We start from the raw sequence: 21435 nt of genomic DNA, 5'->3' as shown, positions 1-21435 counted from the left end.
GGCGGCCGGCCTCCTCCACTGACGCCGCCGGCGCGTCCCGCGGGCAGCGGTGGCGGGGGGGGGGGGGGGGGGGGGCGGCCCCTCCCCCCCCCCCCCCCCCCCCCCCCCCCCCCCCCCCACCCCCGCTACCAGCGGCAACGACAGGGCGGCAGCGGCGAGGGTCGCGGTGGCGAAACGAACGGATCTCATGCGGGAGTCTCATTCCGTCGTACTTCGAAAGTTTCGAAGGTCGTTCCGAAACATTGGTGAAGGAAGCTAGGCCTCCGGCGGCGCGAGGTCAAGACCCCTGCCTGCGGGCGCCGGGCGGGCCCGGTCCGCGCTGCGCGGCTCACGTACGGGCGGACCTCTGGGCACAGGGCCGGTCGAGGTCTTACTGTCCGTCCATGACGGCAGCATCCGACCTCGCCTTCGACCCGTGGGACCCGGCGTTCGTCGCCGACCCGTACCCTGCCTTCGCCGACCTGCGGGCCCGGGGGCGCGTGCTCTACTACGAGCCGAGCGATCAGTGGCTGGTCCCGCACCACGCGGACGTGTCGGCGCTGCTGCGCGACCGCCGTCTGGGCCGGACGTACCGGCACCGGTTCACGCACGAGGAGTTCGGCCGCACCGCGCCCCCGCCGGAGCAGGAGCCGTTCCACACGCTCAACGACCACGGGATGCTGGATCTGGAACCGCCGGACCACACCCGTATCCGGCGCCTGGTGTCGAAGGCGTTCACGCCGCGCACGGTGGAGCGGCTGAAGCCGTACGTGCGCGCGCTGGCGGACGACCTGGTGTCCCGGCTGGTGGCGGCGGGTGGCGGCGACCTGCTGCGGGACGTGGCCGAACCGCTCCCGGTCGCCGTGATCGCCGAGATGCTGGGCATCCCGGAGTCCGACCGCGCCCCGCTGCGCCCCTGGTCGGCGGAGATCTGCGGGATGTACGAGCTGAATCCGTCCGAGGAGACGGCGGCGAAGGCGGTCCGCGCGTCGCTCGACTTCTCGGAGTACCTGCGCGGACTGATCGCGGCCCGTCGCAGGGAGCCCGGCGACGATCTGGTCTCGGGCCTGATCGCGGCCCACGACGAGGACGACGACCGGCTCACCGAGCAGGAGATGATCTCGACCTGCGTGCTGCTCCTGAACGCCGGTCACGAGGCCACGGTGAACGCCACGACCAACGGCTGGCTGGCCCTCTTCCGCAACCCGGACCAGCTGGCGGCCCTGCGCGCCGACCACTCCCTCGTCCCGTCCGCCGTCGAGGAGCTGATGCGCTACGACACCCCGCTCCAGCTCTTCGAGCGCTGGGTGCTGGACGAGATGGAGATCGACGGGACGACCCTCCCGCGCGGCGCGGAGATCGCGATGCTGTTCGGCTCCGCCAACCACGACCCGGCGGTCTTCACCGCCCCGGACCGCCTCGACCTCACCCGCCGCGACAACCCCCACGTCTCCTTCAGCGCCGGCGTCCACTACTGCATCGGCGCCCCACTGGCCCGCATCGAGTTGGCGGCGTCCATGACGGCCCTGCTGGAGAAGGCCCCGGCGCTGCGCCTGGCGGCAGAGCCGGAGCGGAAGCCGAACTTCGTGATGCGGGGGCTGAGGGAGCTACGAGTGGAGGTCTGAGCGCCGGCGCCGTCCCAGCAGCCAGGCGCCCAGCGCCCAGACCGCGGCCGGCGCGACGGCTCCGCCGAGGAAGACGAAGGGCAGTTCGGTGAAGAGGACGCCGAGGTCCATGCCGTTGTTCTCGAAGGCGTGACCGAGGTGCCGCCGGGTGCGGTCCGACGTCCCCCAGGCGAGCACCGCCCCCGCGGCTCCCACCGCCGACACCAGACACCCACCGCAGGTCACCGCGTCACTCCGTCGTCCCATGGCCATCAGGACGCCCCGGGCGCCCTGCCCGGTTTCCGGCCCCGCCGCCCGGGCCCGGGCTCACCCGTGAGGCGGGCGGTGGGCTGATCACCGCCCGCTACGGCACGACAGGCCACGTCATAGCACGGCAGGTCGCGGCAGGACAGGCCACGCCACACCACGGCAGGCCGGCACGTCACGACAGGTCACGTCACGTCCCGCCGCCGCAACCCCGCCAGTCCCACCGCCACCAGCACCACGGCGATCGACGTCAGCACCAGCACCGGCGCCCAGCTCATCTCCCCGCCCGGCAACTTCGGCAGGTGCCCGTACGGCGACACCTCCAGCACCCGCTGCGGCACGTCCAGCGCCGGCCCGACCCAGCCGAGCAGCAGCACGGCCCCCGCGACGCCCCACGCGGCCACGGCACCGCGCGGCAGCACTCCGTGCAGCAGCACCGCCGCCCCGCCGATCACCCACACCGCCGGCACCTGCACCAGGCACGCACCCAGGATCGCCCCGGCGTCCCGGCCGTACCCGAGCGCGAATCCGGCCCCGGCGAGCAGCATGACGAGCGCCGCGCCCCCGAAGGCGATCACCAGGTGGCCCGCGGCCCACCGCAGCCGTCCCACCGCGGCCGCGAGCACCGGTTCCGCCCGCCCGGACGTCTCCTCGCCGTGCAGCCGCAGCACCGACGCGACCACGTACAGCGCGGCGATCAGCCCGAGCATCCCGACCATCGCCGAGACGAACGAGTCGGTCAACCCGGCCTGCCCGCCCATCCGCTCGATGATGTCGCGGGCCTGCTCGTTGTCCCCGACCAGGTCGGCCGCGCCCTCGGTCATCGACCCGTAGACGGTCCCGGCGACGAGGAAGCCGGCGCTCCACCCGAGCACGCTGCCCCGCTGCAGGCGCCAGGCCAGCGCACCGGCCGTGCGCAGGCGCCCGGCGGCGGGTCCGGGCCGGGTCGGCAGGAAGCTCATGCCGAGGTCCCGGCGTCCGGCCAGCTCGTAGGCGACCGCGCCCTGCACCACCGCCACACCGGCGATCAGCGGCAGCACCCACCACCGCTCGGCCGCGAAGGCCCGCAGGTTCTCCAGCCAGCCCAGCGGTGACAACCACGTCAGTACGGACGAACCGTCGGCCTTCGCCGAGTCGCCCGCCGCGCGCAGCACGAACGCCCCGCCCAGCACCGCCGCCGTCAGCCCCCGGGCCTGCCGGGCGCTCTCGGTCAGCTGGGCGACGATCGCCGCCATGGTCGCGAAGAGCATCCCGACGCCCGCGATCCCGAGTCCGAGGGCCACCGCGCCGGCCGCTCCCTGCCCGGCCAGCCCGGCGATCACCAGCAGCGCGAGGACACCGTTGGCGACGGCCGCCGTGAGCAGGGCCGCCGTCAGCGGGGCCCGGCGGCCCACCATCCCGGAGGCGACCAGTTCCTGCCGGCCGCTCTCCTCCTCGTCACGGGTGTGCCGTACGACGATCAGCAGGCTCGTCACGGCGGCGAGCGCGGCGGCGTACACACCGACGCGCCAGGCCGTGAGCGCGCCGAGGGAGTCGTCGAAGACGGGGCCGACCATCGCGCGCAGCGAGGAGTTGGTCTCCATCTGCCGCATCAGGTCGGCGCGTTCGGCGGCGGTGCCGTACAGGCCCTCGATGGTTCCGGGCATGGAGAGGACCATCAGCGCGTTCACCGCGGTCCATACCGGGATCAGCACCCGGTCGCGGCGCAGGGCGAAGCGCAGCAGCGTGCCGGTGCCGGCGAGTGGCCGCGCGCCGCCCGTCCGTACCCCGAAGGAGGCCGCGGCGCTCATCGGACCGTCACCTCGCCGGCCTCATCGGGATCGGCGGGCTCGGCGGCCTCACCGGCCACGTCCGTCCGGTAGTGCCGCAGGAACAGCTCCTCCAGCGTCGGCGGCGTCGACGTCAGCGACCGCACGCCCGACTCGCTCAGCGACCTGAGTACGGCGTCCAGCCCGTCGGTGTCGACCTGCAGCCGGACGCGGTGGCCCCGGACCTCGAGGTCGTGCACGCCGGGCAGCAGCTCCAGCCCGCCCGGGACGCCCGCGAGTTCGGCGCTCACGCTGGTCCGCGTCAGGTGGCGCAGGTCGGCGAGCGAGCCGCTCTCGACGGTCCGCCCCTTGCGGATGATGCTGACCCGGTCGCACAGCTCCTCGACCTCGCCGAGGATGTGGGAGGAGAGCAGGACCGTCCGCCCGCGCTCGCGTTCCTCCTCCACGCACCTGCGGAAGACCCCCTCCATCAGCGGATCCAGTCCCGAGGTGGGCTCGTCGAGGATCAGCAGGTCGACGTCGGAGGCGAAGGCGGCCACCAGGGCCACCTTCTGCCGGTTGCCCTTGGAGTAGGTGCGGCCCTTCTTGGTCGGGTCGAGTTCGAACCGCTCGATCAGCTCGGCCCGGCGCCCGGTGTCCAGGCCTCCCCGCAGCCGGCCGTAGAGGTCGATGACCTCGCCGCCGGAGAGGTTGCGCCACAGGGTCACGTCGCCGGGGACGTACGCGATCCGGCGGTGCGCCTCCACCGCGTCCGCCCACGGGTCGCGGCCGAGTACCTGCGCGGCGCCCGAGTCGGCGCGCAGCAGGCCGAGCAGGACGCGGATGGTGGTGGACTTGCCGGCGCCGTTGGGGCCGAGGAAGCCGTGTACCTCGCCGGTCTCGACAGCCAGGTCGAGCCCGTCCAGCGCGTGCGTCCGGCCGAACGACTTGTGGAGCCCGGAGACGCTGATGGCCTTCGTCATGATTCCGAAAGTACGCTTCCTTCAGAAATTTGTGAAGTTAAGGAAGTGTCAGGATGTGAGGGATGATCGAAGGATGAGGGAAGCAACGGAGCCGGTGGAACGGGATCGCGACCCCGAGGCGGTGTCGAAGTTCGTGGAGGGCTTCGCCGCCCGGCTCGTCGAGGCCGGGATGCAGCGCATGCCGGCCCGGGTCTTCGCCGCGCTGCTGGCCTCCGACTCGGGCTCGCTGACCTCGGCGGAACTGGGCGAGCAGCTCCAGGTCAGCCCCGCCGCCGTCTCCGGGGCCGTGCGCTACCTCTCGCAGCAGCACATGGTCGCGCGCGAGCGGGAACCGGGCTCACGCCGGGAGCGGTACCGGGTGCACAGCGACCAGTGGTACGAGGCGCTCACCAACCGCGAGGCCGTCCTGAAGAGCTGGGGGAGCGCGCTGCGCGAAGGCGTCGCCAGCCTCGGCGCCGAGACCCCGGCGGGGCGCCGCATGGCCGAGACGCTCGCCTTCTTCGAGTTCGTCGACGGGGAGATCGCCGCGATGATGGAGCGCTGGCGCGTGCACCGGGAGGAGCGGTTCGGGCGGCGCCGAGGGTGACCAGCCCTACCTCGCCGGCAGCGTCAGCCCCCACGCCCCCTCCCGCACCGTCCACGTCCGCGTCCCCACCGGCCCCGACACCACCGCGTCGGCCCGGTACCGGAAGTGCGCCCCCGACACGGTCACCGTCCGTCCCCGTGCCGTCAGCGGCGACGACCCCGCGCCCACCGACAGCGGCCGCACCTCCACCTCGGCCACCCCGCCGGCGCCCGGCACCAGCGACACCGCCTCGACCGGCTGGTCCAGGTCGACCAGTGTCACCCCGTCGACCTCCACCCGCAGCCGCGCCGGACCGGCCGCCCCCAGGGGTGCCGTGATCCTGGCCGGCCGTGAGGACGCCAGCGTCCGCACGAGGGACTGGCAGGTCCGCAGCCAGGGGTGGGCCGGCGCGCCCGGCCCCGCCTGCGCACCCTCGTGTGCCGGGACCGGCGGGATACCCACCGCCCCCAGGACCACCCCGTCACTGTCGTCGACGAGCAGGTCGAGGCGGCGTTCCGCCCCGTCCAGCACCGCCCGCGCCGCCGCGACCGCGCCCGACGGCAGACCGAGCGCCCGGGTGAGGCCCAGGACCGCCCCCACCGGCACCACCGACAGCGCGCAGTCCGCCAGCTCCCGCTGCCGGTGCAGCAGGGTGACGGCCCGCAGCAGCGCGCGGTCGTCACCGATCACGACGGGCCGTCGCGAACCCCTTCGCCGCAGCGCCCGGGCGAACTCCTCCGGACCGTCCGGAAGACACACCTTCGTGCTCGCCGCACCCGCGCTGAGCACGTCTTTCGCGATCCGGACGGACTCTCCGTCCGTCCGCCGGGCGGCCGGATCGACGACCACCAGGAGCTGATCGGGCACCGCGGAAGATGTTCCGGAAGATGTCGCGGAAGTCGCCACCTCGGCCATGCCTCGCTTCCTCGGGTAGCATCCTTGTGCAAGAGCCCCTTGCGCTATTGCGCCAGGGGCTTCGTCTATTCCGGGGCATCCGGTCCGACGGTTGGCGGCCAACGACGGTCGCGGTGTACGTGGCGGAAACCCACCGCGTACGCCCTCGACCTTGGACATGCCCCGCCCGGAAGGGGTGTACGCGCGTGCCCGCACTTGTGCTGCTCGGTGCTCAGTGGGGTGACGAAGGCAAGGGAAAGGCGACGGACCTGCTCGGTGGTTCCGTCGACTATGTGGTGCGCTACCAAGGCGGCAACAACGCCGGCCACACGGTAGTCGTGGGCGACCAGAAGTACGCCCTCCACCTGCTCCCTTCCGGAATCCTGTCTCCCGGCTGTACGCCGGTCATCGGAAACGGCGTCGTTGTCGACCCGTCGGTCCTGTTCTCCGAGCTGAGCGGGCTGAACGAGCGCGGCGTCGACACGTCCAAGCTCCTGATCAGCGGTAACGCGCACATCATCACGCCGTACAACGTGACCGTCGACAAGGTGACGGAACGCTTCCTCGGCAAGCGCAAGATCGGCACCACCGGCCGCGGCATCGGCCCGACCTACGCCGACAAGATCAACCGTGTGGGCATCCGCGTCCAGGACCTCTACGACGAGTCGATCCTCACCCAGAAGGTCGAGGCGGCGCTCGACGCCAAGAACCAGATGCTCACCAAGCTCTACAACCGCCGTGCGATCGCCACGGGCCAGGTGGTCGAGGAGCTGCTGGGCTACGCGGACAAGCTCCGCCCGTACGTCGCCGACACCGTCCTGGTCCTCAACCAGGCCCTCGACGACGACAAGGTGGTCCTCTTCGAGGGCGGCCAGGGCACGCTGCTCGACATCGACCACGGCACGTACCCCTTCGTCACCTCGTCGAACCCGACCGCGGGCGGCGCCTGCACGGGCGCCGGCGTCGGCCCGACGAAGATCAGCCGGGTCATCGGCATCCTGAAGGCGTACACGACCCGTGTCGGCGCCGGACCGTTCCCGACGGAGCTGTTCGACGAGGACGGCGAGGCGCTGCGCCGCATCGGCGGCGAGCGCGGTGTCACCACCGGCCGCGACCGCCGCTGCGGCTGGTTCGACGCGGTGATCGCCCGTTACGCGACCCGCGTCAACGGCCTCACCGACTTCTTCCTCACCAAGCTCGACGTCCTCACCGGCTGGGAGCAGATCCCGGTCTGCGTGGCGTACGAGATCGACGGCAAGCGCGTCGAGGAGCTGCCGTACTCGCAGTCCGACTTCCACCACGCGAAGCCGGTCTACGAGATGCTGCCGGGCTGGAGCGAGGACATCAGCAAGGCGAAGACCTTCGCCGAGCTGCCGAAGAACGCCCAGGCGTACGTCAAGGCGCTGGAGGAGATGTCCGGCGCCCCGATCTCCGCGATCGGCGTGGGCCCGGGCCGGGACGAGACGATCGAGATCAACTCGTTCCTGTAGGAACGGCGGGCGGACAGCGGCGGCCGGGGCCCGAGCGGGGCCCCGCCGCCGCTGCCGGCCCGACGGATACGCTGGCGGGTGCCAGCAGCGGACGGACAGCGCGGAGCGGATCGGAACATGCGGAAGCCCACCACCCGGATGTGGATCTGGCTGACCGTCGCGGTCGTCGCCGTCACCGGCGGGCTCCTCTACGTCGACAGCCACCGCGTCTCCGCCGCCCCGCACGCGGACGACGCCAAGTGCGACACGGTCGTCGACCGCCTCCCCGACGACATACCCGGCGCCACGCGCGACTGGGCCCTCGGCGAAGGCGTCGCCTCCTGGGGCGGACAGAAGGCGGTGTTCCGCTGCGGCGCCGAGGAACTGCCGCCGAACATCAATCTCTGCGTCACCGTCGACGGTGTCGACTGGGTCCTTGACGAGGAGCGGCTCAAGCGCGACGGCGTGAGCGTGCTGCGGACGTACGGGCGCTCCCCGGCCGTCGAGTTCACGTACACCGGGCCGCGCGAGGAGGTGGGCGGCGTCCTCACCGCGCTGGAACCCGCTGTCGAGTGGCTCCCGCAGAAGCGCAAGTGCGTCGGGCTCCAGGACGCCGACGTCGTCCTGTAGCCGTTCGGCCTTCTTCGCCGGGCGCGGGAGCGGTCACGGGGCCGGAGCACCTGGGCGAACCGAACATCACGGGCATAGGCTGAGGCTGTACACGTCGCGTCGGCAGGAGAAGGTGAGTGCGATGCGCGTGCTGCTCAAGGCGACGCTGGACACGGAGAAGTCGAACGAGGCCATCCGCAGCGGGAAGCTGACCGAGCTGATCAGCCGGACGCTCGACCACGTCAAGCCGGAGGCCGCCTACTTCGGTCCCCTCGGTGGCCGGCGGACGGCCCTGATGGTCTTCGACATGCAGGACAGCTCCGAGCTGCCGGCCATCGGTGAGCCGTTCTTCGCCGAGCTGGACGCCGAGGTGGAGGTGTCCCCGGTCATGAACGCGGACGACCTGCAGAAGGGTCTCTCCCAGCTGCGCTGACCGGCCGACCGGCCGGTCAGCTGAAGACGATCATCGACCCCTGGGCCAGACTCCGCGTGGCCGCCGCGTGCAGCCCCAGCCACACGTGGCGCTCCCGGGCGAAGGGGCCGGAGTCGTACGGCACGGGTGCGGCCGGTTCCTCCAGTTCCGTCGGGGCGAGCGGCGGACGCGGTGGTGCCGGAGGGTTGGCCGGATCGATGCCGAGGGCCGGGCCGACGGCCTCCAGCTCCCGCAGCAGGGTGTGCGAGGAGCCCAAGGGGCCGCCGCCCGCGAGGAGTTCGTCGCTCGCGAGCGGGTGCGGGAAGTCGACGGGAACGTAGGCACCCGCGTGGTCGTAGTGCCAGACCAGGTGCGACTGCTGGGCGGTCGTCTCGAACATCTCCAGCAACTGCTCGTAGTCGCCGCCGAGTTCGTCCACCGGTGTCACCGGCAGCCCGCACACCTGGAGCAGGTGGGCGCGGCGCAGGAAGTGCAGCGCGTCGTAGTCGAATCCGGCCACCGGCGCGACCTCGCCGGAGAGCCCCGGCATGTACTGGTACACGGGTACCGGCGGCAGTCCGGCCTCGGCGAGCACCTTGTCGTATTGCGCGAGTTCTTCGGCGAACGGGTTGTCCGGCGTGTGGCACAAGACGTCGACGAGCGGTACCAGCCACAGGTCACAGGCCAAAAGAGGGCTCCTCACACAGCACGGTGGTCAGCGAAGCGAAGCGTAGTCGGTGGGTGTCGGGACGGGGCGGCGCGGGTTGTGTGCAGGTCCCATACCCATCTGGGGCCGGACCACGACACCCCGGAGGTTGGTCATCCCCCGGTCGTCCCCCCGGTCATTGCCGGGCGAGTCGCTCGATGAGGGCGAGCGAGTGGGCGTTGTACGCCTCGACGAGCGAGCGCGCCCCCGCGGCGTCGCGGCGGGCGAGGGCGTCGACCAGTTCGGTGTGCCCGGACCACAGGGCGCCGCGCAGATCGCTGAGCCGGCGCAGGTGCTGCACCGTGCACACCCAGCTCTGCACGCGCAGCCGGTGCAGGAAGTCGGAGAGGTAGCGGTTGCCGAAGAGCACGGCCAGCTCGCGCCAGTACCGCAGGTCGTAGCCGATGAGGACGGGCAGGTCGCCGGCCGCGGCGGCGCGCTGTGCCTCCTCGCCGCGCCGCCGGACCCCGGCGAGGGCGGCGACGATCCGCGGGTCGTCGGGGTCCGGGCCGCCCCGGCGGTCGTCGATGAGGACGAGGAACATCCCGTCGGTGACGAGGGAGCGGGCCGCGATCATGCCGCGGAAGTCGTCGACCGAGTACTCGTGCACGCGGAAGCCGCGGTGGTGGTCGGCGTCGAGGAGTCCCTGCGCGGACAGGTCGACCAGGGCCTCGCGCACGGGCGTCGCGGACACCCCGTACTGCTCGGCTATCTCCTTGACCGTGAACTCCTGCCCCGGCTGGAGCCGCCCGGCCAGCACCTCGTCGCGGAGCGCGTCGGCGATCTGCTGGCGCAGGGTGCTGCGCGTGACGGCACCGGTGCCGCTGGGGCCGGGCATGGTCGGGCGTCTCCTCGTCGCGTTCGGGGCGTGCTCGTACGCGTGTCCACTGCGTACGAGCACGCCACCTTACGCGCTCGGGTTCCTTCCCTGCCCGTATGCGGGCAGGCTCTTACTCGGTGTACTCGTCCGCCACGGACAGTGCCGTGTCCAGGGCCGCCAGGCCCTCCTTCAGTTCGGCCTCGGAGATGTTGCACGGCGGCACCACGTGGGTCCGGTTCATGTTCACGAACGGCCACACGCCGTGCGCCTTGGCCGAGGCGGCGAACGCGGACATCGGGGTGGCGGCCTGTCCGGTCGCGTTGTAGGGGACCAGCGGCTCCCGGGTCTCCCGGTTCCTCACCAGTTCCAGTGCCCAGAACATGCCGGTGCCGCGCACCTCGCCCACGCTCGGGTGGCGTTCGGCCAGCTCCCGCAGGGCCGGCTCGACGACCTCTGCCCCGAGCCGGGCGGCGTGCTCGACGATGCCCTCCTCCGCCATCACGTTGATCGTGGCGACGGCCGCGGCGCAGGCCAGCGGGTGCCCGGAGTAGGTCAGCCCGCCGGGGTAGGGCCGCTCGGCGAACGTCTCGGCGATCCGCGCGGAGATCGCGACGCCGCCCAGCGGGACGTAGCCCGAGTTCACGCCCTTGGCGAAGGTCATCAGGTCGGGCACGACGTCGTACAGGTCGGCCGCGAACCACGTGCCGGTCCGCCCGAACCCGGCCATGACCTCGTCCAGGACGAACACGATCCCGTACTTGTCGCAGATCTCGCGGACCCCGGCCAGGTAGCCGGCCGGCGGCGTCATGATCCCCGCCGTGCCCGGGATGGTCTCCAGGACGACCGCGGCGACGGTCCCCGGCCCCTCGAACGCGATCGTCGTCTCCAGGTGCTCCAGCGCCCGCGCGCACTCCTGCTCCTCGGTCTCGGCGTAGAAGCGCGAGCGGTACAGGAAGGGTGCCCAGAAGTGCACGGTGCCGGCCGCGCCGCTGTCCGAGGCCCAGCGGCGCGGGTCGCCGGTGAGGTTGATCGCCTGCTGGGTGCCGCCGTGGTACGAGCGGTACGCCGACAGCACCTTCGGCCGCCCGGTGTGCAGCCGCGCCATGCGCACGGCGTGCTCCACGGCGTCGGCGCCGCCGTTGGTGAAGAAGATCTTGTCCAGGTCGCCGGGTGTCCGCTCGGCGATCAGCCGCGCCGCCTCCGAGCGCGCCTCGACGGCGAACGCGGGCGCGAAGGTCGTCATCCGTGCCGCCTGCTCCTGGATCGCGGCGACGACCTTGGGGTGCTGGTAGCCGATGTTGGTGTAGACGAGCCCGCTGGCGAGGTCGAGGTAGCGCCTGCCTTCGTAGTCCCAGAAGTACGACCCCTCGGCGCCGGCGACGGCGAGCGGGTCGATGAGCTCCTGCGCGGACCAGGAGTGGAAGACGTGCGCGCGGTCCGCGGCCTTCACGGCGGCGCCGGCCTGGGGGTTGGGCTGAGGGGTCATGCGGCCGAGGGTAGGTGTCCGCGATGCGGAAACGGAATCGGCGTCCTGTCTGCGGTCGAGGGCTTTCCGCGACAGGTTGTCCACGTACCGGGCGGGAGCGTCCGAGGCGGCGCCGGCGGAGGCGGTCGAGGCCCCCGAACGCCTGTCGAAGGTGCTGGGCTCCCTCGGCCCGCCTGTTACGGAACCGTAGAACCGGACCGGCTCACCGAACGGCCGCCCCGCACTATCGTTGTGGTGTTGCTCACGTGGGTTCACGTGCGGGGGAAGGCGGCGCGACATGGAGAAGCTCGGGGTCGGGGACCCGCGGCACATCGGCGCTTATCGACTGCTGGGCCGGCTCGGCGCGGGCGGCATGGGCCAGGTCTATCTGGCCCGTTCGGACCGCGGACGCACGGTCGCCGTCAAGCTGGTCCGCGAGGAGCTGGCCGCGCAGGAGGAGTTCCGGGAGCGGTTCCGGCAGGAGGTCGGGTCCGCGCGGCGGGTCGGCGGGTACTGGACGGCGCCCGTGCTGGACGCCGACACCGAGGCCGCCGTCCCGTGGGTCGCCACCGGGTACGTCGCGGGCCCCAGCCTCCAGCAGGTCGTGGGGCACGACCACGGCGCCCTGCCCGAGCGCTCGGTACGGACCCTGGCGGCCGGGCTCGCCCACGCCCTCCAGGACATCCACGCCGCCGGGATCATCCACCGGGACCTCAAGCCGTCCAACGTGCTCGTCACCATCGACGGCCCCCGGGTCATCGACTTCGGCATCGCGCGGGCCCTGGAGACGGTCACCGAGGGCGGGCTGACCCGCACCGGCGCGCTCGTCGGCTCGCCCGGTTTCATGGCGCCCGAGCAGGTGCGCGGCGACCGTGTCACGCCCGCGTGCGACGTCTTCTGCCTCGGCTCGGTCCTCGCCTACGCGGCCACCGGCAAGCTGCCCTTCGGCACCACCGACAGCGGCGTGCACGCGCTGATGTTCCGCATCGCGCAGGAGGAACCCGACCTGGACGGGGTGCCCGAGGGCATCGCCGACCTCGTCCGCGACTGCCTGAGGAAGGACCCCGCCGCACGGCCCGCCCTCGCCGAGGTCCTGGAGCGCACGGGGGCGCACGACACGGTCGCCGACGGCCGTTCCCGTGACCCCTGGCTGCCCGGCGTGCTGGTGGCCCAGTTCGGCCGGCACGCGGTGCTGCTGCTGGACACGGAGAACCCGCATTCACCGGGCGCGGCCGGGGCCGCCGGGGGCGACGACGCGGCGGCCGGCCCGGAGCGGGACGCTCCGGACGCGGACGCGAGCCCGCTCCCGTTCCGGAACCCGCTCCGGCCCCAGGACCGGTCCCCGGGGCCCGAACCGGGCACGGCGCCGCCGGACGGGGGCCCGCCGCCACCGCGTGAGCCGGGCAGCGGCGCCCCGCTGAACCACCTCCCCACCCTGGTCGCGGGCCAGAGCCCCCCGGCCCCTCCGCCCGCCCACGGCCACCCGCAACACCCCCAGCCCCAGCCCCAGCCGCAGCCCCACCCCTATCCGCAGCCGCCCGCCCACGGCTACGCCCCGGCCCCGGCCTGGACCGCGCCTCCCGGGTACCACCCGCCGTACGGCGGCCTCGGCTCGACCCCGCCCTACGGGCCCCCGCCGTACGGCCCGCCCGCCGAGCCGCCCCGAAGAGGCCGGTCCACGGCGCTGCTGATCGTGGTCGCCCTGGTCGTCGCGCTGGGCGCCGGAGGCTCGGTCTACGCCCTGATGAGCGGGGACGGTGACGGCGCGAACCGGGCCGACGACGACCGCTCGAGCCCCGCGACGGTGGGTGCGTCCCAGAACCCGGGCTCCGGTACGGGCAGCCCGGCGCCGACGACCGGGGACGACCGGCCGACGGCGCCCACGTCGTCGGCGGCCGAGGACGGCACGATCCCGACGGCCTACCTGGGCACCTGGGCGACGACCATCGACAACGAGTCCGGCGTCCACCCCCGGCGGCTGACCATCCGGCAGGGCGACGTGGGCGACACGGTCCTGTCCCTCGTCGCCGACGGCCCGGCCGGCAACGGCACCTACCACTGCGTCTTCGAGGCCGACCTGGCCGGTTCCCCGGGCCCCGGCGGCCCCCTGGACATCGGCCCGTCCAGGGTGACGGCGGGCCCGTCCACCTCCTGCCGCCCGGGTGACCCCACCCGGGTCACCCTCCTGCCGAACGGCACCCTGGAACGCACCAACACCGGCAACGGCGAGAAGCTGACCTACCGGCGCCGGTAGCTGCCCGGCGGCCCGCACCGTCGCCCGATCGCACCGGCCCGGTTGCCCCCTCGTCGGCGCACGGTGCCCCTGCGGACCTTGCACCGTGTGTCGCGGCTGATCGAGCTGGACGGTCCACCGAGGGAGGATCGCAGATGCGCGCACGGGACCGGAAGCCGGGAGAGGAACAGCGGAAGGCCGCCGCCACGCGCGACCGCGTCCCGTCCGCCGTCGCCGCCGGCACACACACCCCCGAGGCGCTGCGGATGCTGCAGCGCAGCGCCGGCAACGCGGCGGCCTCCCGCGTGATCGGGCAGCAGCGGCACGCCCACGGTCCCGGCCACCACGGGCAGGCGTCCGGTTCCTCCGCGGGACTTCCCGTGCAGCGGGTGACGGCGGGACCGCACATGCAGTCCTACAAGCGCCCGAACATCTCCGACGCGGCCACCGACGAGATGCTGAGCTATCAGGGAGTCGCCGACCGCCCGTCCTCGCCGCGAGCGCGGCAGCGCAACAAGGACCTCGCGGGTGACAACTCGTGGGACGTCGCTCTCAAGACCAACTGGGACAACGGAAAGCGCACCGGCTCCACCCCGGGCCCCAATCCCATCGGCATCTCACGCAACCACCGGCTCTCGGACCACTACGTCGGGCACATCCTCGAGGCGGCTGCCCAGTCCCTGAACAACGCCGGCCAGAACGGACCGCAGGCGTTGAAGATCAGGACAGCGGTGGAGAAGTTCGTCACCGCGTGCGCCCCGTCCGCCAAGGTCCCGGGCATCATGGTCAAATTCGACGCCTTCGCCGGAGGCAACGGCGACTTCCGGAACCTCGTCGCTGCCACCTCGAACAACGGCAGGAACCTGCGAGCGGGCCACACCAACGAGAACTCCACCATCCAGGAGCACTTCGACCCGAGCATCATCGCGGACGGCAAGTCGATGCCCGAGGGGACGCCCATCACCGCGTCCATCCAGGAGGCGGTGAAGAACCTGGCGACCCAGAACGTCATCACGCAGGGGCTGGCGGACGAGGCGCTCCAGCCCTACCGGGGCTGGACCTCCTCCGACATCCGGCAGCGTGCCTGACCAGCAGCAGATCCCTGAGGGCGCCGGCCGCACCCCGCTCTCGCCGCGGCGCCTGTCACCGGGGCTCCGGAGGCCGCTGCCGGGGCATGTTCGGCCGGGGCCCGTTCGACGACACCGAGAACCGTCCCGGCCCTCCTGCCCCGGCCTCCGGGCGTCCCCCCGCGGAGGCTTCCGCCTGCGGTCCCAGCGGTGCGGCCCCGGTCCGGAAGTCCACCATCCAGTCCGCTGTCTCCGTCCGCACCAGCTCCGTCACGTCCTCGGAGAACCTCCGCAGCACCAGCAGGCACCGCTCGGCCGCCTCACTCGCCGTGCCGTCCGCCGGGCCCAGCACCTCCCGCACGCTCTCCGACGCCCAGTCGAACTGGAGCACCTGAAGCCGCCGCTGCACCGCCTGCGCCGTGGCCACGTCCCGCATCCACCCGGACGTGATCCCGAAGTACCGGTCCGCGGCCACGCACGCCACCGCGACCAGCAGCGCCAGATACCCCCAGGGCGCGCCCCTGTCCACCGTCCCGGACATGTCCAGCAGCGGCAGCGCCGCCCCGGCGAGAGCCCCGGCCGCGGCCCCGGCCCGCAGCGCGACGGCGCTCCGCCGCTTCCACACCCGGTCCGCCAGGTACCAGGCCGCCGTGTCCAGCGCGCCCCGCTCCACCCACCGGTACAGCTCGTCCAGCCGTTCCGCGGGCAGCGCCCAGTCCCCGAGCGGGAACGCCCGCCCGGTCAGGTCGCCCGGTCGCGGTCCGGCCGCCCCCTCTTCACCCCGCCCGTCCTGCGGCGGCCCCTCGGGCTGCATCCCCGGCTGACCCACCCGGCACTCCCTACTGCTCACCGTCCGTGAAGACCTGAAGACGCCCTGAAGACCTCATGCGCGGAACCCTTCCTACCGCCCAATGGGTGGCGAAGACCCGGGTTCGGCCGCTTTTCCGCCCGGAAGAGGGTGTTAATCAGATATGGGACGGCCCTCGGCATCACTCGAAAGAGTGCTGGAGCGGGGGCCGCGCGGACCACGTAGGCTCGTGCCGAACGGCAAGAATCCCGCGGTGACCCCGCGGCGACAGCGGCGACAGGAGCTGAACGTGATCCCCGGTGGTGGCCAGCCCAACATGCAGCAGCTGCTTCAGCAGGCCCAGAAGATGCAGCAGGATCTCGCCCGGGCCCAGGAGGAGCTGGCGAGGACCGAGGTCGACGGTCAGGCGGGCGGCGGTCTGGTGAAGGCGACGGTCACCGGCTCCGGCGAGCTGCGCGCCCTGCGGATCGACCCGAAGGCGGTGGACCCGGAGGACACCGAGACCCTCGCCGACCTGGTCGTCGCCGCGGTCCAGGCGGCCAACGAGAACGCGCAGGCCCTCCAGCAGCAGAAGCTGGGTCCGCTCGCCCAGGGCATGGGCGGCGGCAGCGGCATCCCCGGCCTGCCTTTCTGAGTTCGCCTTTCTCAGACCGGCCGAAGCCCTCTACCGTACGTAGTGCAGGAACCTCAGGAAGGACGGCAGTCCGTTGTACGAAGGCGTGGTCCAGGACCTCATCGACGAACTCGGGCGGCTGCCCGGCGTCGGGCCCAAGAGCGCGCAGCGGATCGCCTTCCACATCCTCCAGGCGGAACCGACCGACGTACGGCGGCTCGCCCAGGCCCTCATGGAAGTGAAGGCCAAGGTCCGCTTCTGCGCGACCTGCGGAAACGTCGCGCAGGAGGAGCAGTGCAACATCTGTCGCGACACCCGGCGTGATCCTTCCGTCATCTGCGTGGTGGAGGAGCCGAAGGACGTCGTGGCCATCGAGCGCACCCGCGAGTTCCGCGGGCGCTACCACGTGCTCGGCGGCGCGATCAGCCCGATCGACGGAGTCGGCCCTGACGATCTCCGTATCCGTGAACTGCTCGCCCGCCTCGCGGACGGCACGGTCACGGAACTGATCCTGGCCACGGACCCGAATCTGGAGGGCGAGGCCACGGCCACGTACCTCGCCCGCATGATCAAGCCCATGGGCCTCAAGGTCACCCGCCTGGCCAGCGGCCTCCCGGTGGGCGGCGACCTGGAATACGCGGACGAGGTGACCCTCGGCCGCGCCTTCGAGGGGAGACGACTCCTAGATGTCTGACGCCACTCTGCACGCGACCAACCAGAACCCCGACGACTTCGCCGTTCAGATCGCGGACCAGATCGAGAGCTTCCTGGTCGCCGTCACCGAGGTCGCCAAGGGCGACGAACCGGACTCGGCGGTCCCCTTCCTCCTCCTGGAGGTCTCCCAGCTCATGCTGGCCGGCGGCCGGCTGGGCGCCCACGAGGACATCGTCCCGGACGAGCGCTACGAGCCCGACCCGGGCCCCGAGCTGGACGTGGACGACCTGCGCGAGAACCTCGCCCGCATCCTCGATCCGATCGACGTCTACTCCGAGGTCTTCGACCCGTACGAGCCGAGCAAGGCGCGGGTCCCGGCCCGGATCTCCGACGACCTCACCGACGTCATCACCGACCTGCGCCACGGCATGGTCCACTACAAGGCGGGCCGCACCACGGAGGCCCTGTGGTGGTGGCAGTTCTCCTACTTCTCCAACTGGGGTTCCACGGCCTCGGCGACCCTGCGCGCCCTCCAGTCGGTCGTCGCCCACGTCCGCCTGAACCAGCCCCTGGAGGAACTGGACGGACTCGACACCGACCAGGACCTCGGCGACGACACCCTGGAGACGGAGGCCGGCAGGGTCATGGTCGAGGAGATCGCGGGCCCGCTGGGCCTGCGCCCGGTCAGGTGACGCGGTCCCGTTCCGGGGGCTGGGGGTGGGTGCTGTGCGAAAAGCGTGAACTGATGGCGGGAAATGTCCTTGGGGCGCTCAAATGAGTGCTGCGAGGACGTTCGGGTCGAATCGTTCACGCTTTTTTGGGTGGGGGTACTGCTGGGGGAGTGGCGGCTTCTCACTCACCGGTCCCCAGTGCCGCATGGAGTCTCATCGCGCACACGTACGGCGCGGTAGCAGTCGGCCCGCTGTACCAGCGCAGCGGCCAGGTGTTGCCCTCCAGCGCCGGGATCCGACGTAGGTGACGGTCCGCGCCCCGCCCAACCGCTGGACCCCACGCGGCCAGTCGTACGCCGCGACCTCCCCGGGTGCCAGCAGGAAGTACACCCACCGCCCACCGCTCCCCTCGCACACGATGGGCCAATGTGGCTGCTGGAACGCTGCATGAGCCTGCGGCCCGATCTTCGGCTGCATCCGGAGCGGGGACTCAAGACGGAGACCTACCGGAGAGGACGCGCTCGCGCGGACGCGGTTCTGGTGCCGAAAGGCGGGCTCATCGGGCACGGGGAGTGGTCGGATCCCGAGACGGTGCTGATGGCCGTCGAGATCACGTCGCATGACTCCGGTACCAACCAGCGTGACCGGGTCGACAAGCCCGAGGGTTACGCCGCCGCAGGCATCCCCGTGTACCTGCTGGTCGATCGGGACGACTGCTCGGTCGTCGTGTTCGACCAACCGGAAGGCGGCCGCTACAGGCACGCGGAGAAGTTGCCCTTCGGCGCGACCGTGACGCTCCCCGCCCCCGTCAACATCACCCTCGACACCGAACCCCTCAAAAAGCTGGCTGACTGAGCCGCTCCGCTTGTGAACGTGTGACACACCGCACTTTCCCGAGTGACCCGCGTCCTCCTGGGCATGAGCCTGCCTGGACGGGCCCGGGAGTCTCACCATGCGATACCGCAGGGGGGAAATCCGGACGCTCGGTAAAATGAGCCGACCGCAGTACATATACGTACGTGCGGAAAGAGACGGATTGAGCGAGGAGCGCACGTGGGCCTTGTCGTGCAGAAGTACGGAGGCTCCTCCGTAGCCGATGCCGAGGGCATCAAGCGCGTCGCCAAGCGGATCGTGGAAGCGAAGAAGAACGGCAACCAGGTGGTCGCCGTAGTTTCCGCGATGGGCGACACGACGGACGAGCTGATCGATCTCGCCGAGCAGGTATCCCCGATCCCTGCCGGGCGCGAACTCGACATGCTGCTGACCGCCGGAGAGCGTATCTCCATGGCGCTGCTGGCCATGGCGATCAAAAACCTGGGCCACGAGGCCCAGTCGTTCACCGGCAGCCAGGCCGGAGTCATCACCGACTCGGTCCACAACAAGGCCCGGATCATCGACGTGACGCCGGGCCGCATCCGCACCTCGGTGGACGAGGGCAACGTCGCCATCGTGGCCGGCTTCCAGGGCGTCAGCCAGGACAGCAAGGACATCACCACGCTGGGGCGCGGCGGGTCCGACACCACCGCAGTCGCCCTCGCCGCCGCGCTCGACGCGGACGTCTGTGAGATCTACACCGACGTCGACGGCGTGTTCACCGCCGACCCGCGCGTGGTGAAGAAGGCGAAGAAGATCGACTGGATCTCCTTCGAGGACATGCTGGAGCTCGCGGCCTCCGGTTCCAAGGTGCTCCTCCACCGCTGTGTGGAGTACGCCCGCCGGTACAACATCCCGATCCACGTCCGGTCCAGCTTCAGCGGACTGCAGGGCACGTGGGTCAGCAGCGAGCCGATCAAGCAAGGGGAAAAGCACGTGGAGCAGGCCATGATCTCCGGTGTCGCGCACGACACCTCCGAGGCCAAGGTCACCGTCGTCGGTGTCCCGGACAAGCCGGGCGAGGCCGCCGCGATCTTCCGGGCGATCGCCGACGCCCAGGTCAACATCGACATGGTCGTGCAGAACGTGTCCGCGGCCTCCACCGGCCTCACCGACATCTCCTTCACCCTGCCCAAGGCCGAGGGCCGCAAGGCCATCGACGCGCTGGAGAAGAACCGCTCCGGCATCGGCTTCGACTCGCTCCGCTACGACGACCAGATCGGCAAGATCTCCCTGGTCGGCGCGGGCATGAAGAGCAACCCGGGCGTCACCGCCGACTTCTTCACCGCGCTCTCCGAGGCCGGGGTGAACATCGAGCTCATCTCGACCTCCGAGATCCGCATCTCGGTCGTCACCCGTAAGGACGACGTGAACGAGGCCGTCCGCGCCGTGCACACCGCCTTCGGACTGGACTCCGACAGTGACGAGGCCGTGGTCTACGGAGGCACCGGGCGCTGATGGTCGACATCGCGGGTGCCGGGCGCACCGGGCGGCCGACCCTGGCCGTCGTCGGAGCGACCGGCGCCGTCGGTGCGGTCATGCTCCAGATCCTGTCCCAGCACGCGGACGTCTGGGGCGACATCCGCCTGATCGCCTCCCCGCGCTCCGCCGGCCGCAAGCTGGCCGTGCGCGGGGAGGAGGTCGAGGTGGTGGCGCTCACCGGGGAGGCCTTCGACGGGGTCGACGTCGCCATGTTCGACGTACCCGACGAGGTCGCCGCGCAGTGGGCGCCGGTCGCCGCCGCCAAGGGCGCGGTGGTGGTCGACAACTCCGGCGCGTTCCGGATGGACCCGGACGTGCCGCTCGTCGTGCCCGAGGTCAATCCGCACGCGGTGCGGATGCGGCCGCGCGGCATCGTCGCCAACCCCAACTGCACGACGCTGTCCATGATCGTGGCGCTGGGCGCGCTGCACGCCGAGTTCGGGCTGCGCGAACTGGTCGTCTCCTCGTACCAGGCGGTGAGCGGTGCCGGGCGGGACGGTGTGGAGACGCTGCGCCGGCAGCTGTCCCTGGTGGCCGGCACCGAGCTGGGGACCAGCCCCGGTGACGTGCGGCGGGCCGTCGGCGACGACACCGGGCCGTTCCCGGAGCCGGTCGCGCTGAACGTCGTACCGTGGGCCGGCTCGCTGAAGGACGACGGCTGGTCCTCGGAGGAGATGAAGGTGCGGGACGAGACCCGCAAGATCCTCGGGCTGCCGGCCCTCCCCGTCGCCGTGACGTGCGTACGGGTGCCGGTGGTCACCACTCACTCCCTGACCGTGCACGCCCGTTTCGAGAACGAGGTCACCGTCGACAAGGCCCGGGAGATCCTGGCCACCGCGCCCGGGGTCGTCCTCTTCGACAACCCGGCCGCGGGGGAGTTCCCGACCCCCGCCGACGTGGTCGGCACCGACCCGACCTGGGTCGGCCGGGTGCGGCGGGCCCTGGACGACCCGACGGCGCTCGAACTCTTCGTCTGCGGGGACAACCTGCGCAAGGGCGCCGCGCTGAACACCGCGCAGATCGCGGAGCTGGTGGCGGCCGAGTTCGTCTGACCACAGGACGGCCGGTGGAGCGGCCGGGTGGGAAACGCCGGACGGGAAGCCGCCGTTGGGAAACCGGCGCTGGGAAACCGGCGCTGGGAAACCGCCGGGTCGGAAAAAGCAGGGTGAAAAACTCTGGCCGCTGTGGACTTCGTTTGTAGGATCCATGAACGAGATGTGATCCGGAAATCGGTCCGGACTACTTGTACCCGGCACCTGTGGCATCAGAGGATTTCCTCCCCGCCCTCCGCAACCGTGCGAAGGGCGGGGAGCGTCTTTGCGGTCACCCATTCAGGGCGCGGTGCCGCGTGGTCGGCGTGGGGACGCCGAGAACGGGCGTGGGGACGCTCGTTCACATGGGACATAGGGGAAGAGCGGGACGATGAGGGCCTATGACGCACCGTCTGACGGGTGGCCGCCCGGCAGACGCGGGAACGTGACGCCCGGCACGTACAACCCTCATGGGGGTGGGC

21 protein-coding genes are annotated in these 21435 nt (G+C 71.9%); 13 read left to right on the top strand and 8 right to left on the bottom strand.

Features of this window, described 5'->3' with window-relative positions:
• Window positions 1–383: 383 nt before the first annotated feature.
• Window positions 384–1604: a cytochrome P450 gene (locus tag ACZ7G3_RS14610; RefSeq protein WP_470925729.1), complete on the top strand. Its 1221-nt coding sequence runs from the start codon at window positions 384–386 to the stop codon at window positions 1602–1604.
• Here the strand turns inward: ACZ7G3_RS14610 and ACZ7G3_RS14605 are convergent.
• The 3 genes from ACZ7G3_RS14605 to ACZ7G3_RS14595 all read right to left on the bottom strand — a co-directional run bounded on the left by ACZ7G3_RS14605 (window position 1587) and on the right by ACZ7G3_RS14595 (window position 4581).
• Entirely contained in the window at window positions 1587–1850 is a 264-nt protein-coding gene (locus tag ACZ7G3_RS14605; protein ID WP_426599209.1) for a hypothetical protein, read from the bottom strand. The genes ACZ7G3_RS14610 and ACZ7G3_RS14605 overlap by 18 nt on opposite strands.
• A 185-nt stretch (window positions 1851–2035) precedes the next feature.
• Window positions 2036–3640, bottom strand: coding sequence for an ABC transporter permease (locus tag ACZ7G3_RS14600; protein WP_470925727.1), 1605 nt, complete (start codon window positions 3638–3640; stop codon window positions 2036–2038).
• Entirely contained in the window at window positions 3637–4581 is a 945-nt protein-coding gene (locus ACZ7G3_RS14595; RefSeq protein WP_470925725.1) for an ABC transporter ATP-binding protein, read from the bottom strand. Before ACZ7G3_RS14595 ends, ACZ7G3_RS14600 begins: the two co-directional genes overlap by 4 nt.
• Window positions 4582–4654: 73 nt before the next feature.
• On the opposite strand from ACZ7G3_RS14595, the gene ACZ7G3_RS14590 reads away from it, so the two are divergent.
• Window positions 4655–5167 (top strand): GbsR/MarR family transcriptional regulator, encoded by a 513-nt coding sequence (locus ACZ7G3_RS14590; protein WP_426599206.1) that lies wholly within the window; start codon window positions 4655–4657, stop codon window positions 5165–5167.
• Window positions 5168–5173: 6 nt separating this feature from the next.
• Here ACZ7G3_RS14590 and ACZ7G3_RS14585 read toward each other — a convergent pair whose 3' ends face one another.
• Window positions 5174–6061, bottom strand: a complete 888-nt coding sequence (locus ACZ7G3_RS14585) for a diacylglycerol kinase family protein (protein WP_470925723.1) — start codon at window positions 6059–6061, stop codon at window positions 5174–5176.
• 185 nt (window positions 6062–6246) lie between these two features.
• Between ACZ7G3_RS14585 and ACZ7G3_RS14580 the strand changes: the two genes are divergently transcribed.
• The 3 genes from ACZ7G3_RS14580 to ACZ7G3_RS14570 all read left to right on the top strand — a co-directional run bounded on the left by ACZ7G3_RS14580 (window position 6247) and on the right by ACZ7G3_RS14570 (window position 8551).
• Window positions 6247–7530, top strand: coding sequence for an adenylosuccinate synthase (locus ACZ7G3_RS14580; protein ID WP_426599204.1), 1284 nt, complete (start codon window positions 6247–6249; stop codon window positions 7528–7530).
• Between the two features lie 117 nt (window positions 7531–7647).
• Window positions 7648–8139 carry a DUF3515 family protein gene (locus ACZ7G3_RS14575; RefSeq protein ID WP_426599203.1) on the top strand — a complete coding sequence of 164 codons (492 nt, stop codon included), beginning with the start codon at window positions 7648–7650 and terminating at the stop codon, window positions 8137–8139.
• Between the two features lie 121 nt (window positions 8140–8260).
• On the top strand, window positions 8261–8551 hold the full coding sequence (locus ACZ7G3_RS14570) for a hypothetical protein (RefSeq protein ID WP_470925721.1): 291 nt from the start codon (window positions 8261–8263) through the stop codon (window positions 8549–8551).
• Window positions 8552–8567: 16 nt separating this feature from the next.
• On the opposite strand, the gene ACZ7G3_RS14565 is transcribed toward ACZ7G3_RS14570, so the two are convergent.
• The 3 genes from ACZ7G3_RS14565 to ACZ7G3_RS14555 form a co-directional block, all read right to left on the bottom strand.
• Complete coding sequence (locus tag ACZ7G3_RS14565) at window positions 8568–9218, bottom strand: hypothetical protein (RefSeq protein ID WP_426599201.1); 651 nt, start codon at window positions 9216–9218, stop codon at window positions 8568–8570.
• Between the two features lie 154 nt (window positions 9219–9372).
• Window positions 9373–10074: a GntR family transcriptional regulator gene (locus ACZ7G3_RS14560; protein WP_470925719.1), complete on the bottom strand. Its 702-nt coding sequence runs from the start codon at window positions 10072–10074 to the stop codon at window positions 9373–9375.
• Window positions 10075–10186: 112 nt separating this feature from the next.
• Window positions 10187–11542 carry an aminotransferase class III-fold pyridoxal phosphate-dependent enzyme gene (locus tag ACZ7G3_RS14555; protein WP_470925717.1) on the bottom strand — a complete coding sequence of 452 codons (1356 nt, stop codon included), beginning with the start codon at window positions 11540–11542 and terminating at the stop codon, window positions 10187–10189.
• 277 nt (window positions 11543–11819) lie between these two features.
• On the opposite strand from ACZ7G3_RS14555, the gene ACZ7G3_RS14550 reads away from it, so the two are divergent.
• The gene (locus ACZ7G3_RS14550) at window positions 11820–13775 is read left to right on the top strand and encodes a serine/threonine-protein kinase (protein WP_470925715.1); all 1956 of its coding nucleotides are present in this window, start codon (window positions 11820–11822) and stop codon (window positions 13773–13775) included.
• Between the two features lie 134 nt (window positions 13776–13909).
• Window positions 13910–14842 carry a hypothetical protein gene (locus ACZ7G3_RS14545; RefSeq protein WP_470925713.1) on the top strand — a complete coding sequence of 311 codons (933 nt, stop codon included), beginning with the start codon at window positions 13910–13912 and terminating at the stop codon, window positions 14840–14842.
• Window positions 14843–14897: 55 nt separating this feature from the next.
• Here ACZ7G3_RS14545 and ACZ7G3_RS14540 read toward each other — a convergent pair whose 3' ends face one another.
• On the bottom strand, window positions 14898–15650 hold the full coding sequence (locus ACZ7G3_RS14540; RefSeq protein WP_470925711.1) for an SLATT domain-containing protein: 753 nt from the start codon (window positions 15648–15650) through the stop codon (window positions 14898–14900).
• A gap of 268 nt (window positions 15651–15918) precedes the next feature.
• Here ACZ7G3_RS14540 and ACZ7G3_RS14535 point away from each other — a divergent pair, with 268 nt between their 5' ends.
• From ACZ7G3_RS14535 to ACZ7G3_RS14510, 6 genes are all read left to right on the top strand, one after another.
• Entirely contained in the window at window positions 15919–16263 is a 345-nt protein-coding gene (locus ACZ7G3_RS14535; RefSeq protein ID WP_426599302.1) for a YbaB/EbfC family nucleoid-associated protein, read from the top strand.
• A 73-nt stretch (window positions 16264–16336) separates the two neighbouring features.
• Window positions 16337–16936 (top strand): recombination mediator RecR, encoded by a 600-nt coding sequence (recR, locus tag ACZ7G3_RS14530; protein ID WP_007451877.1) that lies wholly within the window; start codon window positions 16337–16339, stop codon window positions 16934–16936.
• Entirely contained in the window at window positions 16929–17588 is a 660-nt protein-coding gene (locus ACZ7G3_RS14525) for a DUF5063 domain-containing protein (protein WP_470925709.1), read from the top strand. Before recR ends, ACZ7G3_RS14525 begins: the two co-directional genes overlap by 8 nt.
• Before the next feature lie 405 nt (window positions 17589–17993).
• Window positions 17994–18422, top strand: a complete 429-nt coding sequence (locus ACZ7G3_RS14520; protein WP_470925707.1) for a Uma2 family endonuclease — start codon at window positions 17994–17996, stop codon at window positions 18420–18422.
• A gap of 198 nt (window positions 18423–18620) precedes the next feature.
• Window positions 18621–19898, top strand: coding sequence for an aspartate kinase (locus tag ACZ7G3_RS14515; protein WP_426520809.1), 1278 nt, complete (start codon window positions 18621–18623; stop codon window positions 19896–19898).
• Entirely contained in the window at window positions 19898–20974 is a 1077-nt protein-coding gene (locus tag ACZ7G3_RS14510) for an aspartate-semialdehyde dehydrogenase (RefSeq protein WP_470925706.1), read from the top strand. Before ACZ7G3_RS14515 ends, ACZ7G3_RS14510 begins: the two co-directional genes overlap by 1 nt.
• Window positions 20975–21435 lie beyond the last annotated feature (461 nt).

The organism is Streptomyces sp. NPDC037271, assembly GCF_055603605.1.
Note: the sequence above shows the minus strand (reverse complement) of the source record. Positions and strands in the feature narration are given on the sequence as shown.

Excerpts from the sequence above, each read along its gene's own strand:
- ACZ7G3_RS14610 (WP_470925729.1), top strand. The coding sequence starts at position 384 with ATGACGGCAGCATCCGACCTCGCCTTCGACCCGTGGGACCCGGCGTTC.
- ACZ7G3_RS14605 (WP_426599209.1), bottom strand. The coding sequence starts at position 1,850 with ATGGGACGACGGAGTGACGCGGTGACCTGCGGTGGGTGTCTGGTGTCG.
- ACZ7G3_RS14600 (WP_470925727.1), bottom strand. The coding sequence starts at position 3,640 with ATGAGCGCCGCGGCCTCCTTCGGGGTACGGACGGGCGGCGCGCGGCCA.
- ACZ7G3_RS14595 (WP_470925725.1), bottom strand. The coding sequence starts at position 4,581 with ATGACGAAGGCCATCAGCGTCTCCGGGCTCCACAAGTCGTTCGGCCGG.
- ACZ7G3_RS14590 (WP_426599206.1), top strand. The coding sequence starts at position 4,655 with ATGAGGGAAGCAACGGAGCCGGTGGAACGGGATCGCGACCCCGAGGCG.
- ACZ7G3_RS14585 (WP_470925723.1), bottom strand. The coding sequence starts at position 6,061 with ATGGCCGAGGTGGCGACTTCCGCGACATCTTCCGGAACATCTTCCGCG.
- ACZ7G3_RS14575 (WP_426599203.1), top strand. The coding sequence starts at position 7,648 with ATGCGGAAGCCCACCACCCGGATGTGGATCTGGCTGACCGTCGCGGTC.
- ACZ7G3_RS14570 (WP_470925721.1), top strand. The coding sequence starts at position 8,261 with ATGCGCGTGCTGCTCAAGGCGACGCTGGACACGGAGAAGTCGAACGAG.
- ACZ7G3_RS14560 (WP_470925719.1), bottom strand. The coding sequence starts at position 10,074 with ATGCCCGGCCCCAGCGGCACCGGTGCCGTCACGCGCAGCACCCTGCGC.
- ACZ7G3_RS14555 (WP_470925717.1), bottom strand. The coding sequence starts at position 11,542 with ATGACCCCTCAGCCCAACCCCCAGGCCGGCGCCGCCGTGAAGGCCGCG.
- ACZ7G3_RS14550 (WP_470925715.1), top strand. The coding sequence starts at position 11,820 with ATGGAGAAGCTCGGGGTCGGGGACCCGCGGCACATCGGCGCTTATCGA.
- ACZ7G3_RS14545 (WP_470925713.1), top strand. The coding sequence starts at position 13,910 with ATGCGCGCACGGGACCGGAAGCCGGGAGAGGAACAGCGGAAGGCCGCC.
- ACZ7G3_RS14525 (WP_470925709.1), top strand. The coding sequence starts at position 16,929 with ATGTCTGACGCCACTCTGCACGCGACCAACCAGAACCCCGACGACTTC.
- ACZ7G3_RS14520 (WP_470925707.1), top strand. The coding sequence starts at position 17,994 with ATGTGGCTGCTGGAACGCTGCATGAGCCTGCGGCCCGATCTTCGGCTG.
- ACZ7G3_RS14510 (WP_470925706.1), top strand. The coding sequence starts at position 19,898 with ATGGTCGACATCGCGGGTGCCGGGCGCACCGGGCGGCCGACCCTGGCC.